The sequence below is a fragment of the Streptomyces sp. NBC_01439 genome, assembly GCF_036227605.1.
Taxonomy (GTDB): domain Bacteria; phylum Actinomycetota; class Actinomycetes; order Streptomycetales; family Streptomycetaceae; genus Streptomyces.
Genome location: NZ_CP109487.1, coordinates 6,682,383 through 6,696,177, shown reverse-complemented (window position 1 = coordinate 6,696,177; position 13,795 = coordinate 6,682,383). Strand labels below are relative to the sequence as shown.

The 13,795-nt window shown below is 70.1% G+C and carries 11 protein-coding genes; 7 read left to right on the top strand and 4 right to left on the bottom strand.

Annotated features, from left to right (window positions below):
- Window positions 1-19: 19 nt before the first annotated feature.
- From lpdA to OG207_RS30330, 5 genes are all read left to right on the top strand, one after another.
- On the top strand, window positions 20-1,408 hold the full coding sequence (gene lpdA, locus OG207_RS30350) for a dihydrolipoyl dehydrogenase (protein ID WP_329102738.1): 1,389 nt from the start codon (window positions 20-22) through the stop codon (window positions 1,406-1,408).
- Between the two features lie 54 nt (window positions 1,409-1,462).
- Window positions 1,463-3,256 carry a 2-oxoglutarate dehydrogenase, E2 component, dihydrolipoamide succinyltransferase gene (gene sucB, locus OG207_RS30345; RefSeq protein ID WP_329102736.1) on the top strand — a complete coding sequence of 598 codons (1,794 nt, stop codon included), beginning with the start codon at window positions 1,463-1,465 and terminating at the stop codon, window positions 3,254-3,256.
- 223 nt (window positions 3,257-3,479) lie between these two features.
- Window positions 3,480-4,103: a GntR family transcriptional regulator gene (locus tag OG207_RS30340; RefSeq protein ID WP_030010631.1), complete on the top strand. Its 624-nt coding sequence runs from the start codon at window positions 3,480-3,482 to the stop codon at window positions 4,101-4,103.
- A 230-nt stretch (window positions 4,104-4,333) separates the two neighbouring features.
- Window positions 4,334-7,018, top strand: a complete 2,685-nt coding sequence (aceE, locus tag OG207_RS30335) for a pyruvate dehydrogenase (acetyl-transferring), homodimeric type (RefSeq protein WP_329102733.1) — start codon at window positions 4,334-4,336, stop codon at window positions 7,016-7,018.
- 168 nt (window positions 7,019-7,186) lie between these two features.
- A complete protein-coding gene (locus OG207_RS30330; protein ID WP_030010629.1) occupies window positions 7,187-7,705 on the top strand; it encodes a DUF4240 domain-containing protein in 519 nt (172 codons plus the stop codon).
- Here OG207_RS30330 and OG207_RS30325 read toward each other — a convergent pair whose 3' ends face one another.
- Window positions 7,706-8,476 carry an SDR family NAD(P)-dependent oxidoreductase gene (locus OG207_RS30325; protein WP_329102730.1) on the bottom strand — a complete coding sequence of 257 codons (771 nt, stop codon included), beginning with the start codon at window positions 8,474-8,476 and terminating at the stop codon, window positions 7,706-7,708.
- An 86-nt stretch (window positions 8,477-8,562) separates the two neighbouring features.
- Here OG207_RS30325 and OG207_RS30320 point away from each other — a divergent pair, with 86 nt between their 5' ends.
- On the top strand, window positions 8,563-9,219 hold the full coding sequence (locus OG207_RS30320; protein ID WP_329102728.1) for a TetR/AcrR family transcriptional regulator: 657 nt from the start codon (window positions 8,563-8,565) through the stop codon (window positions 9,217-9,219).
- Between the two features lie 74 nt (window positions 9,220-9,293).
- On the opposite strand, the gene OG207_RS30315 is transcribed toward OG207_RS30320, so the two are convergent.
- The 3 genes from OG207_RS30315 to glnA all read right to left on the bottom strand — a co-directional run bounded on the left by OG207_RS30315 (window position 9,294) and on the right by glnA (window position 13,083).
- Window positions 9,294-9,887 (bottom strand): hypothetical protein, encoded by a 594-nt coding sequence (locus OG207_RS30315; protein WP_329102726.1) that lies wholly within the window; start codon window positions 9,885-9,887, stop codon window positions 9,294-9,296.
- 203 nt (window positions 9,888-10,090) lie between these two features.
- Entirely contained in the window at window positions 10,091-11,566 is a 1,476-nt protein-coding gene (locus tag OG207_RS30310) for a hypothetical protein (RefSeq protein ID WP_329102724.1), read from the bottom strand.
- Window positions 11,567-11,673: 107 nt separating this feature from the next.
- Window positions 11,674-13,083 carry a type I glutamate--ammonia ligase gene (glnA, locus tag OG207_RS30305; protein WP_329102722.1) on the bottom strand — a complete coding sequence of 470 codons (1,410 nt, stop codon included), beginning with the start codon at window positions 13,081-13,083 and terminating at the stop codon, window positions 11,674-11,676.
- A gap of 185 nt (window positions 13,084-13,268) precedes the next feature.
- Between glnA and OG207_RS30300 the strand changes: the two genes are divergently transcribed.
- Window positions 13,269-13,736 (top strand): RDD family protein, encoded by a 468-nt coding sequence (locus tag OG207_RS30300; RefSeq protein ID WP_329102720.1) that lies wholly within the window; start codon window positions 13,269-13,271, stop codon window positions 13,734-13,736.
- Window positions 13,737-13,795 lie beyond the last annotated feature (59 nt).

Here is a 13,795-nt window from a genome sequence, read left to right as displayed (position 1 = left end):
CATGCATGGAGGACGTGACGTGGCGAACGACGCCAGCACCGTTTTCGACCTAGTGATCCTCGGCGGTGGCAGTGGCGGTTACGCCGCGGCGCTGCGCGCATCCCAGCTGGGTCTGGACGTTGCCCTGATCGAGAAGAACAAGCTCGGTGGCACCTGCCTGCACAACGGCTGCATCCCCACGAAGGCTCTGCTGCACGCGGGCGAGATCGCGGACCAGGCTCGTGAAGCCGCCCAGTTCGGTGTCAAGACCTCCTTCGAGGGAATCGACATCGCGGGTGTCCACAAGTACAAGGACGAGGTCATCTCGGGCCTGTACAAGGGTCTGCAGGGCCTGGTCGCCTCCCGCAAGGTGACCTACATCGAGGGAGAGGGCCGCCTCTCCTCCCCGACTTCCGTCGACGTGAACGGCCAGCGCATCCAGGGCCGCCACATCCTGCTGGCGACCGGCTCCGTGCCGAAGTCCCTGCCGGGCCTGGACATCGACGGCAACCGCATCATCTCCTCGGACCACGCGCTGGTCCTGGACCGCGTCCCGGAGTCGGCGATCGTCCTGGGCGGCGGCGTCATCGGCGTCGAGTTCGCCTCGGCGTGGAAGTCCTTCGGTTCCGACATCACCGTCATCGAGGGCCTCAAGCACCTCGTGCCGGTCGAGGACGAGAACAGCTCGAAGCTGCTGGAGCGCGCGTTCCGCAAGCGCGGCATCAAGTTCAACCTGGGCACCTTCTTCGACAAGGCCGAGTACACGGAGAACGGCGTCCGCGTGACGCTGGCCGACGGCAAGACCTTCGAGGCCGAGGTGCTGCTGGTCGCGGTGGGTCGCGGCCCCGTCTCGCAGGGTCTGGGCTACGAGGAGCAGGGCGTCGCGATGGACCGCGGCTACGTCCTGGTCGACGAGTACATGCAGACCAACGTGCCGACCATCTCGGCCGTCGGTGACCTCGTCCCCACCCTCCAGCTCGCGCACGTCGGCTTCGCCGAGGGCATCCTGGTCGCGGAGCGTCTGGCCGGCCTCAAGGCCGTCCCGATCGACTACGACGGTGTCCCGCGCGTCACCTACTGCCACCCCGAGGTCGCTTCCGTCGGCATCACCGAGGCCAAGGCCAAGGAGATCTACGGCGCGGACAAGGTCGTGGCCCTGAAGTACAACCTGGCGGGCAACGGCAAGAGCAAGATCCTGAAGACCGCGGGCGAGATCAAGCTCGTCCAGGTCAAGGACGGTGCCGTGGTCGGCGTCCACATGGTCGGTGACCGGATGGGCGAGCAGGTCGGCGAGGCCCAGCTGATCTACAACTGGGAAGCCCTGCCGGCCGAGGTCGCGCAGCTCATCCACGCGCACCCGACCCAGAACGAAGCGATGGGCGAGGCCCACCTGGCCCTCGCCGGCAAGCCGCTTCACTCCCACGACTAATTCGTCACGGGCGCGACGACCACTTCCGCACTTTCGTTAGGAGCAACTGAAACCATGTCGGTTTCCGTAACCCTTCCGGCGCTCGGTGAGAGCGTCACCGAGGGCACTGTCACCCGCTGGCTGAAGGCCGAGGGCGAGCGCGTCGAGGCCGACGAGCCGCTGCTCGAGGTCTCGACCGACAAGGTCGACACCGAGATCCCCTCCCCCGTGTCGGGCATCCTGGCCTCCATCAAGGTCGCCGAGGACGAGACCGTCGAGGTCGGCGCCGAGCTGGCCGTCATCGACGACGGCTCCGGCGCTCCGGCTGCCGCCGCGGCTCCGGCCGCCGAGCCGGCCGCCGCTGCCGAGGCCCCCGCGGCCGCTCCGGCCCCGGTCGCCGAGGCCCCCGCGGCCCCGGCTCCCGTCGCCGAGGCCCCCGCTGCCGCCGCCCCTGCCGCCTCCGGCACCGATGTCGTGCTCCCCGCCCTGGGCGAGTCCGTCACCGAGGGCACCGTCACCCGTTGGCTGAAGGCCGTCGGCGAGTCGGTCGAGGCCGACGAGCCGCTGCTCGAGGTTTCCACGGACAAGGTCGACACCGAGATCCCCGCGCCGGTCTCCGGCACGCTGCTGGAGATCCTGGTCGGCGAGGACGAGACCGCCGAGGTCGGCGCCCGCCTGGCCGTCATCGGCGTCGCCGGTGCCGCCCCGGCCGCTGCCGCTCCGGCCGCCGCCCCAGCTCCGGTCGAGGCCGCCGCCCCGGTCGCCGCTCCGGCTCCGGTCGAGGCCGCCGCCCCGGTGGCCGCTCCGGCTCCGGTCGCCCCGGCCGCTCCGGTCGCCGTTCCGGCTCCGGTCCAGGATGCCGCCCCGGTCGCCGCTCCGGCCCCGGTCGCCCCCGTGGTCCCGGCTCCGGCCGCTCCCGCCGCTCCGGCCGCCGCCGGTGACGAGGGCGCGTACGTGACCCCGCTGGTGCGCAAGCTCGCCTCGGAGTCCGGCGTCAACCTGTCCACGGTCTCGGGCACCGGTGTCGGTGGCCGCATCCGCAAGCAGGACGTCCTGGCCGCCGCCGAGGCCGCCAAGGCCGCTGCCGCCGCCCCGGCGCCGGCTGCTGCCGCTCCGGCCGCCAAGGCTCCGGCCGCCGCGGTCTCCGAGCTGCGCGGTCAGACGGTCAAGATGACCCGCATGCGCAAGGTCATCGGCGACAACATGATGAAGGCCCTGCACTCGCAGGCTCAGCTCAGCTCCGTGGTCGAGGTGGACATCACCAAGATCATGAAGCTGCGCGAGAAGGCCAAGGGCGCGTTCCTGGCCCGTGAGGGCGTCAAGCTCTCGCCGATGCCGTTCTTCGTCAAGGCCGCTGCCCAGGCGCTGAAGGCCCACGCGGTCGTCAACGCCCGGATCAACGAGGACGAGGGCACCATCACCTACTTCGACTCGGAGAACATCGGCATCGCCGTGGACTCCGAGAAGGGCCTGATGACCCCGGTCATCAAGGGTGCGGGCGACCTCAACCTGGCGGGCATCTCCAAGGCGACCGCCGACCTGGCCGCCAAGGTCCGCGGCAACAAGATCACGCCGGACGAGCTGTCGGGCGCGACCTTCACCATCAGCAACACCGGCTCGCGCGGTGCGCTGTTCGACACGGTCATCGTGCCCCCGAACCAGGTCGCCATCCTGGGCATCGGTGCCACGGTGAAGCGTCCGGTGGTCATCGAGACCGCCGAGGGCACCAACATCGGCATCCGCGACATGACGTACCTGACCCTGTCCTACGACCACCGCCTGGTGGACGGTGCGGACGCGGCCCGGTACCTCTCGGCCGTCAAGGCGATCCTCGAGGCCGGCGAGTTCGAGGTCGAGCTCGGCCTGTAAGGCTCACCGCACGGCCCCGGCCGTCGCACACGGCGCCCCCGCCCGGAACACCTTCCGGGCGGGGGCGCCGTCGTCGTACCCCTCTGCGAGCCCTGGTCCGGAGCCTGTTGTAACCAGCCTCACCCAGCGTCCCCGACCGGGAACGCATCCGGTGGGGGCTACTCGGCCGTATTGTCTACGCATCGAAGCGATGCATGCCCCTACAGGAGATGAAGCCCCGATGATCACCCCACCCGTCGTGCACTCGCTGCGCGAGCAGATCCGCGAGCACATCGTGGAGGGGATCGTCAGCGGGCGCTGGAAGCCCGGCGAGCGGATCGTCGAGCGCCGGATCGCCGTCGAGTTGGAGGTCAGCCAGACCCCCGTGCGGGAGGCCCTGCGCGAGCTGGAGACGCTGCGGCTGATCGAGTCGGCGCCGAACAAGGGCGTGCGCGTGCGGAACCTCTCCGCGGCCGACCTGGAGGAGATCTACCCGGTCCGGGCAGGTCTGGAGCAGATCGCGGCAGAGCTGGCCGCGCCACGGCTGGCGAGCGACTGTTCGGCGCTGGAGCCGCACGTGGCGGCGCTGTGGGAGGCCGACCGGACCGAGGACGGGACCGCGCAGGTGCGGCACACCGTCGGGTTCCACCGGGAGATGGTGCGGGCCGCCGGGAACAGCGTGCTGCTGCACACCTGGGAGAGCCTGGGCATCGAGGTCTTCACGGCGCTGTCCATCCGCTGGCTGGGGACCGTCCAGAAGTCGTACGCCGAGGAGCACGAGGCGCTCGTCGAGGCGTTCCGCAGTCAGGATCCGGACATCGGGCTGCTCGTGAAGCGGCATGTCCTGGGGTGCGCCCCGCGCGCTTGATCGACTGCGGGCGGGCCTGTTTGTCCGCGTTTGCCCGGCACCGCGTGCCTTTTTCTCTGGCACGCGGTGCCGACTTTCGCCGGATGGACGTTTCTTTGTCACTTTCATTTGATCGATCATCGATCAGCGATTTACAGTCGTCGCGGACCTCAACCAGGTCCGCCGACCCTGTCCTGCCCGTCAGGGATTTTTTCACCACCTCTCCTTTGTCCGGAAGGCGGCGCACAGCAATGTCCGACCCCGTAGGAAAGCTTCCGAGCGAGCTCGACCAGCTCCCGGACCGCGACACCGAGGAGACCGCCGAATGGGCGGCCTCCCTCGATGCCGTCGCACAGGCCGCCGGTACGCGCCGCGCCGAATACTTGCTCCGCCGCACGCTCCAGCACGCCGAGGCCGCCGGTCTCGCCCTGCCGAAGCTGCTGGAGACGGACTACGTCAACACCATCCCGACCGCCGCGGAGCCCGAGTTCCCCGGTGACGAGGAGATGGAAGCCAAGATCACCGCGTGGAACCGCTGGAACGCGGCCGCCATGGTGACCCGCGGCTCCAAGTACGGCGTCGGCGGCCACATCGCCACCTTCGCCTCGGCCGCGTGGCTCTACGAGACCGGCTTCCAGCACTTCTTCCGCGGGAAGGAGGCCGACGGATCGGGCGACCAGCTCTACATCCAGGGCCACGCCTCCCCCGGCATCTACGCCCGCGCCTTCCTCGACGGGCGCGTCTCCGAGCAGCAGCTCGACAACTTCCGCCAGGAGTCCGGCGGCAACGGCCTGCCGTCCTACCCGCACCCGCGGCGCCTGCCGTGGCTGTGGGAGTTCCCGACGGTGTCCATGGGCCTCGGCCCGCTCTCCGCGATCTACCAGGCGCGCTTCAACCGCTACCTGCAGAACCGGAGCATCAAGGACACCGCCAACTCGCACGTCTGGGCCTTCCTCGGCGACGGCGAGATGGACGAGCCCGAGTCGACCGCCGCCCTGGCCCTCGCCTCCCGCGAGCAGCTCGACAACCTGACCTTCGTCATCAACTGCAACCTGCAGCGCCTCGACGGTCCGGTCCGCGCCAACTTCCGCGTGGTCCAGGAGCTGGAGGCCCAGTTCCGCGGCGCCGGCTGGAACGTCATCAAGTCGCTGTGGGGTTCCGCCTGGGACGAGCTGTTCCAGCTCGACACCACGGGCGCCCTCGTGCGCCGCCTGCGCGAGGTACCGGACGCGCAGTTCCAGACGTACGCGACCCGCGATGTGGCCTACATCCGCCAGCACTTCTTCGGCGCCAACGCCGAGCTCGTGCAGCTGGCCGGGGTGCTCTCCGACGCGAAGATCGCCGAGTGCTTCCACTCCTCCCGCGGCGGCCACGAGCCCCGCAAGGTCTACGCCGCGTACAAGGCCGCCCTGGAGCACAAGGGCGCGCCGACGGTCATCCTCGCGCAGACCGTCAAGGGCTACACGCTGGGCGCCGGGTTCGAGTCGAAGAACGCGAACCACCAGATGAAGAAGCTGACGATCGACGAGTTCAAGAGCATGCGCGACAAGCTCGGCCTCCCGATCCCGGACAGCGCCTTCGCCGACGGCCAGGTCCCGTACGGCCACCCGGGCGCGAACAGCCCCGAGGTCCAGTACCTGAACGAGCGCCGCGCGGCGCTCGGCGGTCCGGCCCCGGCCCGCAAGGTCAAGCACGTGGCCCTGCCCGCCCCCGCGGACCGTTCCTTCGCCCCGCTGCTCAAGGGCTCCGGCAAGCAGGAGATGGCCACCACGATGGCCTTCGTCCGGCTCGTCAAGGACCTGATGCGGGACAAGGAGACCGGCAAGCGCTGGGTGCCGATCGTCCCCGACGAGGCCCGCACCTTCGGCATGGAGTCCCTCTTCCCGTCGGCCGGCATCTACTCGCCGCTGGGCCAGACGTACGAGCCGGTCGACCGCGACCAGCTCATGTACTACAAGGAAGCCAAGGACGGCCAGATCCTCAACGAGGGGATCACCGAGGCCGGCGCCATGGCCGACTTCATCGCCGCCTGCACGTCGTACGCGACGCACGGCGAGCCGATGATCCCCTTCTACATCTTCTACTCGATGTTCGGCTGGCAGCGCACCGCCGACCAGATGTGGCAGCTCGCCGACCAGCTCGGCAAGGGCTTCATCGTCGGCGCCACCGCCGGCCGCACCACGCTGACCGGTGAGGGCCTCCAGCACGCGGACGGCCACTCGCACCTGATCGCGTCCACGAACCCGGCGTCGCTCAACTACGACCCGGCCTTCGCGTACGAGATCGCGGTGATCGTCAAGGACGGTCTGCGCCGGATGTACGGCGAGACGCCGGAAGACGTCTTCTACTACCTGACGGTCTACAACGAGCCGAAGGTGCAGCCCGCCATGCCCGAGGGCGTGGAGGAGGGCATCCTCAAGGGCCTCTACCGCTTCAACACGGCGGCGGACCTGGCGGAGGCGGCCCCGGCCGCCGACGCCCCCAAGGTCCAGCTGATGGCCTCGGGCACCGCGATCCACTGGATCCTGGAGGCGCAGAAGCTGCTGGCAGCCGAGTGGAACGTGGCCGCCGACGTGTGGTCCGCCACCTCCTGGGGCGAGCTGCGGCGCGACGCGCTGGAGTGCGACGAGGCGCTGCTGCGCGGCGAGGTGCGCACCCCGTACATCACCCGCGCGCTGGAGGGTGCCGCCGGCCCCGTCCTCGCCGTCTCCGACTGGATGCGTCAGGTCCCGGACCAGATCAGCCAGTGGGTGGAGCAGGACTACACCTCGCTCGGTACGGACGGCTTCGGCCTGTCCGACACCCGTGAGGGCGCCCGCCGCCACTTCGGTGTCGACGCGCAGTCGATCGTGGTGGCCGCGCTGGCCCAGCTCGCCCGCCGCGGCGAGGTGCCGGCGTCCGCCGTCAAGGAGGCCCGGGAGCGCTACGGCCTCTGAGCCGCCGGCCCCGACCGTGACCGTCCGTGAGGCGGCCCGTCCCTTCGGGGGCGGGCCGCCTCACGGCGTTTCCCGGCGGCCGGAACCTCGTGGAGGGCAAGGCGACACCGGCCTTTGGCCGTATGCGCGGTGGCGGCCGGGGGGCGGACCCGTGATGCTGGAGCGGTGATGGACGAGACGGAGTTCTGGGAGATCGTCGACCGTACTCGCGAGGCCGCCGACGGCGACCCCGAGGAACACGCCGAGCTGCTCGTGGAGCGGCTCGCACTGCTCGACCCGGACTCCGTGCTGGACTTCGCCCGCCACTTCGAGTCCCGGTACAACCGGGCCTACACCTGGGACCTGTGGGGCGCGGCCTGGGTACTGCTCGACGGGGCGAGCGACGACGCCTTCGACTACTTCCGCTGCTGGCTGATCGGCCAGGGGCGGGAGGTGTTCGAGGGCGGGGTGCACGATCCCGACCAGCTGGCGGAGCTGCTGGGCGACTTCGACGAGGAGATCGACGGGGACGGCGAGGAGCTGGGGTACGCGGCCGACGAGGCGTACGAGCAGCTGACCGGGGCGGTGGCGCCGGATCTGGGCATCCCGCTGCAGGCGGCCGAGCCGGAAGGCGCCCCGCTGGACTTCGAGAACGAAGCCGTGCTCGCGGAGCGCTTCCCCCGGCTGTGGGACCGGTTCCGCGCCTGATCAGTAGTGCGTGCCGCCGTCGATGCGGATCTCCGTACCGGTGATGAACGCACCGTCCTCGGAGCCCAGCATGGCGACGACGCCGGCGACGGTCTGCGGGCCGGCGAAGCCCTGGCCGAGGGCCGGGGCCAGCTTGGTGAAGAGGGACCAGTCGGTGTCCTCCGGCAGGCCGGGGCCGGTGCCGGTGGTCATGCCGCTCTCGATGGATCCGGGTGCGACGCTGACGAAGCGCAGGCCCTGCTTGCTGTACTCGGCGGCCAGTGCGTGGGTCATGGACTGGATGCCGCCCTTGCTGGCCGCGTAGGCGGACATGTAGGGGTGGGCGAAGGACGCCGAGGTGGAGCTGAAGTTCACGACGACCGGCCGGTCACCCGCGAGCAGCGCCGGGAGGGACTCGCGGATCATCAGGAAGGTGCCGGTCAGGTTGACCGCGATGACCTGGTTCCACAGGTCGAGGGTGGTCCGGTGGGTGTGCGCGGAGCGCAGGATGCCCGCGGCATTGACGAGTACGTCGATCCCGCCGAGGACGTCGGCCGCGGCGGCCACGCCCTCCTTGACGGCGTTCTCGTCGGATATGTCGAGGAGCGCGGTGGTGAGTCGGGCCGCGTGGCCCTCGGCGGCGGCCCGGTCGGCGGTGGCCTTCAGACCGGCCTCGTTGACGTCCACGGTGTGGACCCGGCCGCCCTCGGCGAGGATGCGGTGGACGGTGGCCTGGCCGATGCCGGAGCCGCCGCCGGTGATGAGGACGCGTCGTCCTTCGTAACGGTTCATGGCGCGAGCGTACCGAAGCGATGACACGTTTTGCCATAATGACAAAGAATGTAATCACGGAGGTTGGCTAGGGGTACGCTTCACCCGTGAAATCCCCTCGTCCGTACGCTCCCCAGGCCGGCCCCGGAGCCCAGTCGCTGACCGAGCGCCGCAAGGCCGCCACCCAGCTCGACATCGCCCGTGCGGCCTGCGAACTGTTCGCCGAACACGGCCCCGACGGCACCACCGCGGAGGACATCGCCCACCGGGCGGGGGTGGCCCTGCGCACCTTCTACCGCTACTTCCGCAACAAGCAGGAGGCGGTGGCCCCGCTGCTGGCGGGCGGCGGCGACGCCTGGCGCGCCCTGCTCGCCGAGGAGGACCCCGGCACGCCGCTGGGCGAGGCGCTGGAACGCGCGGTCACCCGGTCGCTGAGCGGACAGCAGGCGGTCGAGGAGGGCCTGGAGGTGACCCGCGGCCTCCTGCGCGCGGCGGCGGACGACCAGGCCCTGCGCGCGGTCTGGTACCGCGTGAACCAGGACTCCGAGGAGCACCTGGTCCCGGTGATCTCACGACTGGCGGGCCCGGGGGCCGACCCGCTGGAGGTGCGCCTGCTCGCGGCGGCGGCCACGGACGCGATCCGCGTCTCGCTGGAGCTGTGGTCGACGACGCAGGCCCCGGTCTCGGGCCCCGGATCCCCGGCGGAACTCGCGGTCCGCTGCCTGCGCGACCTCACGGGGGCGATGCCCCTGCTCCTCCGCTAGGGGGAGGAACAGGGGCATCGCAGGCATCACATCGGGCCGGGTCGGGCCGGTGGGCCTAGGCTTCCGGTCGGGGTTCAGCCACCCCAGCCACCGCCACCGCCGCCACCGCCGCCCCCTCCGCCACCCCAGTTGCCGCCGCCGCCGTCGCCACCGCGACCGCCGTCGCCGCCCCCTCCGCCACCCCAGTTGCCGCCGCCGCCGTCGCCACCGCGACCGCCGCCGTCGCCACCGCCGCCACCCCAGTTGCCGCCGCCGTCGCCACCGCGACCGCCGTCGCCACCACGGCCGTTGCCCCAGTCACCGTTGCCGCCGCGACCGTTGCCCCAGTCGTCGTGGTGGCCCCAGTCACCGTTGCCACCGCGGCCGGAGTCGTTCCAGTTCGACCAGTTCGAGTCGCGCCAGTTGTGGTTGTCGCGCCAGTTGTCGTTGTATCCACCGACGCCGCCCCGCTCCCAGCACCAGCTGGGACGGTTGCGCCAGTCGTGGTTGCAGCAGGCGTCCCACCGGGCGTCGGAACGGTTGGAGGGGTACCGGTAGCAGTCGTAGCCACCGTTCCCGCCACCGCCGTTACCCGTGACGACCGAAGCCGAGGCGCTGGCGACGGGCAGCAGACCTATCGCGATTCCCGCGGCGCCCGCCATGGCTGCCGCAACGATCTTACGGCGCATTTTCATGCACCTCCGTACATGTCTCGCTTATGGGCCTTTTAGGTCATTTCCACCCTCACCCGCCCATGCGGACCTGTCAAAGCGGAAAGGCCCCCCGCCGCGCCCCCAGAACGCGATGGAGGGCCTCCCATCAGGTATTTCCCTCAGAAGGAAATCGTCAATTGCCGACCCGAGGCCGCGCCTCCGCGAAGGTTGAGGGGATCTCAGCTCTCCCGGCCCCGGCCACTGACGGCCTGGGCGGCGTCGGCGCACGGCGAGTCGCTGTGGGGAACGACCCTGATGCGGGCGTCCTCCAAGCGGATGCTGGTCTTTCGGTTGGCGGAGGGGTCCCAGAAATCGACCCGGTCACCGGATTGCCCGAAGATCACCACCGGCTTGTCATGGGGAGGCGGGGTTCCGTAGTACGGCGCTTCGCGGGAAGTCGGCTCCACGCACGCGTACTCGGCGCTGACCCCGAAGTACTCCGGGATGTCGCGGCCGGCCGCTGCTTGCGCTCGGTTCTCCGCGCCACTGACCGCCGCTGCATGGAAGGTGAGCAGGCTGAACGCCGTGCCCATGCCTATGCCCAGAATCACTGCAGGCGCCCAGGACAACCACGGCCCCCGGACTCGCAGGGAGGGGGCGAGGAATCGCATCCACCCGAGGTATGCCACCGGTACCAGTGCGGTTGTGACGAACACGCACAGCACCCAGAGCCCCGCCTGGATGTTGCCCAGCCCTCCGGTCCCCGGCGTGGGGCGCAACCCGAACGGCGACAGATAGGCCCGTTGGACGAGTGTCCCGAGCCATGGGACCAGGGGTATTGCGAGGGGCACGGCCAGCGTGGCGAGCCACGGAAGCGCGCGGTGCGTGGGGGTGCGCCGCACCGCCAGAACAGTTCCGCTCAGCAGATAGCCTCCGGCCAGGACGACGAGCGGGCCGCCGACGCGCGGACTGTCCGCGCCGAGCGCGGGCCAGAGGCCGGCGCCGAGCAAGCAGATGGCTGTCGCGGTGAAAACGAGTGCCAGGAATGCCAGGACGTACCACCCCCGAGGCACCGAGGGGCTGCCTACCTCGTGCACTTCTGGGTCCAGTCGCCGCAGCGCCAGCGGGTGGTGCGCAAACTCGGCCCGGGCGGTGCGTCGCGTACGAGCCAGTCGGCGGGGCCGGGACTCATCGAGCGTGGTGGGAACGCGGACCAGCCGGACAGTGCCCGCATGCGGATCGTGCTCGCCCGTTCGGACGGCCAGGTGGAGCGCCTGGCGGATCCGCCGGTTCACCGGTCCCCGCCTGCCCCGTAGGTGCCACTCGATCTGTGGTCGTTGGACGCGCTCCACGAGGGTGGCATCGCGGCAGTGCAAGGACAGCTCGGCGTCCTGGGCCAGCGTGTCCAGGGTGGCGACCGCCTGTTCGACCGCTGTTTCGCGAACTCCGCGGATCCGGATCTCGATCACGCGCAGCGTCCAGCTTGCGTCCGTGGTCACCGTGGTCTCCCCGGCCAGCGGCTCGCGTAAGGGCCAGGCCATCGCGTCGCACACCTGCTGGAGCAGGTTCAGTTCCTCAGGGCGGTCCAGGATCTCAGCAACGATGTGGACACGGCGGTTGAAGGGTGGCCCGGCAGCTGGGCCAGCAGGCCCCGGGTCCGGCTGCGGGGTGGAACTCTGCCGGGCCGGGCCCGATGCCGAAGTCGAAGCGCTCATGGGTGAATCATGTCGTCACAGTCCCCGCCGCACCCGCGCCCGCCTCCGCACACGGCGAAGGCCGCCGGCCCGGGTGGGACGGCGGCCTTCGCTTGGGAGTCTGCGGTTTAGATGTCGAAGTAGAGCTCGAACTCGTGCGGGTGCGGACGCAGCGCGATCGGGGCGATCTCGTGCGTGCGCTTGTAGTCGATCCAGGTCTCGATCAGGTCGGGGGTGAAGACACCGCCGGCCAGGAGGTACTCGTGGTCCTCCTCCAGGGCCTTGAGGACGTCCTCGAGGCTGGTCGGGACCTGCGGGACGCTCGCGTGCTCGTCGGGCGAGAGCTCGTAGAGGTCCTTGTCGATCGGCTCCATCGGCTCGATCTTGTTCTTGATGCCGTCGAGGCCCGCGAGCAGCAGCGCCGCGAAGGCGAGGTACGGGTTCGAGGACGGGTCCGGCGCGCGGAACTCGACGCGCTTGGCCTTCGGGTTCGAGCCCGTGATCGGGATGCGCATGGCGGCGGAGCGGTTGCGCTGCGAGTACACCATGTTGACCGGCGCCTCGAAGCCCGGGACCAGGCGGTGGTAGGAGTTCACCGTCGGGTTGGTGAACGCCAGCAGCGACGGGGCGTGCTTGAGGATGCCGCCGATGTAGTAGCGGGCGGTGTCCGACAGGCCCGCGTAGCCGGCCTCGTCGTAGAACAGCGGGTCGCCGTTCGCCCACAGCGACTGGTGCACGTGCATGCCCGAGCCGTTGTCACCGAAGATCGGCTTCGGCATGAAGGTCGCGGTCTTGCCGTTGCGCCAGGCGACGTTCTTCACGATGTACTTGAAGAGCATCAGGTCGTCGGCCGCGGCGAGCAGCGTGTTGAACTTGTAGTTGATCTCGGCCTGGCCACCGGTGCCGACCTCGTGGTGCTGGCGCTCGACCTGGAGGCCCTGGGCGTCCAGCTCGAGGGAGATCTCGGCGCGCAGGTCGGCGAAGTGGTCGACCGGGGCTACGGGGAAGTAACCACCCTTGTAGCGGACCTTGTAACCACGGTTGTTCTCCTCGGAGCCCGTGTTCCAGGCGCCGGCCTCGGAGTCGATGTGGTAGAAGCCCTCGTTCGCGGAGGTCGCGAAGCGCACGCTGTCGAACACGTAGAACTCGGCCTCGGGGCCGAAGAACGCGGTGTCGGCGATGCCGGTGGAGGCGAGGTACGCCTCGGCCTTCTTCGCGATGTTGCGCGGGTCGCGGCTGTAGGCCTCACCCGTGATCGGGTCGTGGATGAAGAAGTTGATGTTGAGCGTCTTGTCCTTGCGGAACGGGTCCAGACGCGCGGTGGTGATGTCGGCACGCAGCGCCATGTCGGACTCGTGGATCGCCTGGAAGCCGCGGATCGAGGATCCGTCGAAGGCGAGCTCCTCCGCCGGGTCGAACGCTCGCGCCGGGATGGTGAAGTGCTGCATCACACCAGGCAGGTCGCAGAAGCGGACGTCGACGAACTTGACGTCGTTCTCCTCGATGTACTGCTTCACTTCGTCGGCGTTCTTGAACATCCAACTCCTCCTACTCCCGACCCCGGGGGAGGGACGGGCTTTATAGCTCGTGGCGCGTCAGTGCGGTGCCGCACGCTGACCCGACCATAAGCAGACGGGATTTCCCAAGCATGACCCATTTGTTTCGCACAAGTTAACCAGGGTCCGACCGGAGGGCCGTGCGGCGCCACGGGTACCGTGTTCGGGTGGACAACAGACAGGCAATCGGATCCTGGCTCTCCGGCCCCCGCGCGGCCGCCGAGGAGATGGGCGTCGACTTCGGCTATCCGGGTCAACAGCTCGGCCTGCCCCAGCAGGGGCCCGGCTCGGTGGCCCGCTTCGGGCGTCGGTTCGGCGCCGTCGCGATCGACTGGATCGGCTGCCAGCTGATTGCCTACGGGCTGATCACCGGCGGCAACCTGACCGAAGCGGCCGACTGGACCCTCGCGCTCTTCGTGGCCCTCACCGTCCTGACGGTCGGCACCGTGGGCTTCACCCCTGGCAAGCGGATCCTGGGCCTCCGGGTGATTTCGGAGTCCGGAGGCCGCCTCGGCATCGTCCGGGTGGTCCTGCGCACGCTGCTGCTGGCCCTGGTCGTCCCGGCGCTGATCTGGGACCGCGACGGCCGCGGCCTGCACGACCGACTGGCCCGCGCCGTCCAGGTCCGCATCTAGGACCGGCCGCGGAGAACGCGTACGACGTACGACACAGGGGTGCCCCCCGGGCCCGCGGG

What these genes read in the sequence shown, in the direction of transcription:
- OG207_RS30310 (WP_329102724.1), bottom strand. Translation starts at nt 11,566, where the DNA reads ATGAGCGCTTCGACTTCGGCATCGGGCCCGGCCCGGCAGAGTTCCACC.
- glnA (WP_329102722.1), bottom strand. Translation starts at nt 13,083, where the DNA reads ATGTTCAAGAACGCCGACGAAGTGAAGCAGTACATCGAGGAGAACGAC.
- sucB (WP_329102736.1), top strand. Translation starts at nt 1,463, where the DNA reads ATGTCGGTTTCCGTAACCCTTCCGGCGCTCGGTGAGAGCGTCACCGAG.
- aceE (WP_329102733.1), top strand. Translation starts at nt 4,334, where the DNA reads ATGTCCGACCCCGTAGGAAAGCTTCCGAGCGAGCTCGACCAGCTCCCG.
- OG207_RS30325 (WP_329102730.1), bottom strand. Translation starts at nt 8,476, where the DNA reads ATGAACCGTTACGAAGGACGACGCGTCCTCATCACCGGCGGCGGCTCC.
- OG207_RS30315 (WP_329102726.1), bottom strand. Translation starts at nt 9,887, where the DNA reads ATGCGCCGTAAGATCGTTGCGGCAGCCATGGCGGGCGCCGCGGGAATC.
- OG207_RS30330 (WP_030010629.1), top strand. Translation starts at nt 7,187, where the DNA reads ATGGACGAGACGGAGTTCTGGGAGATCGTCGACCGTACTCGCGAGGCC.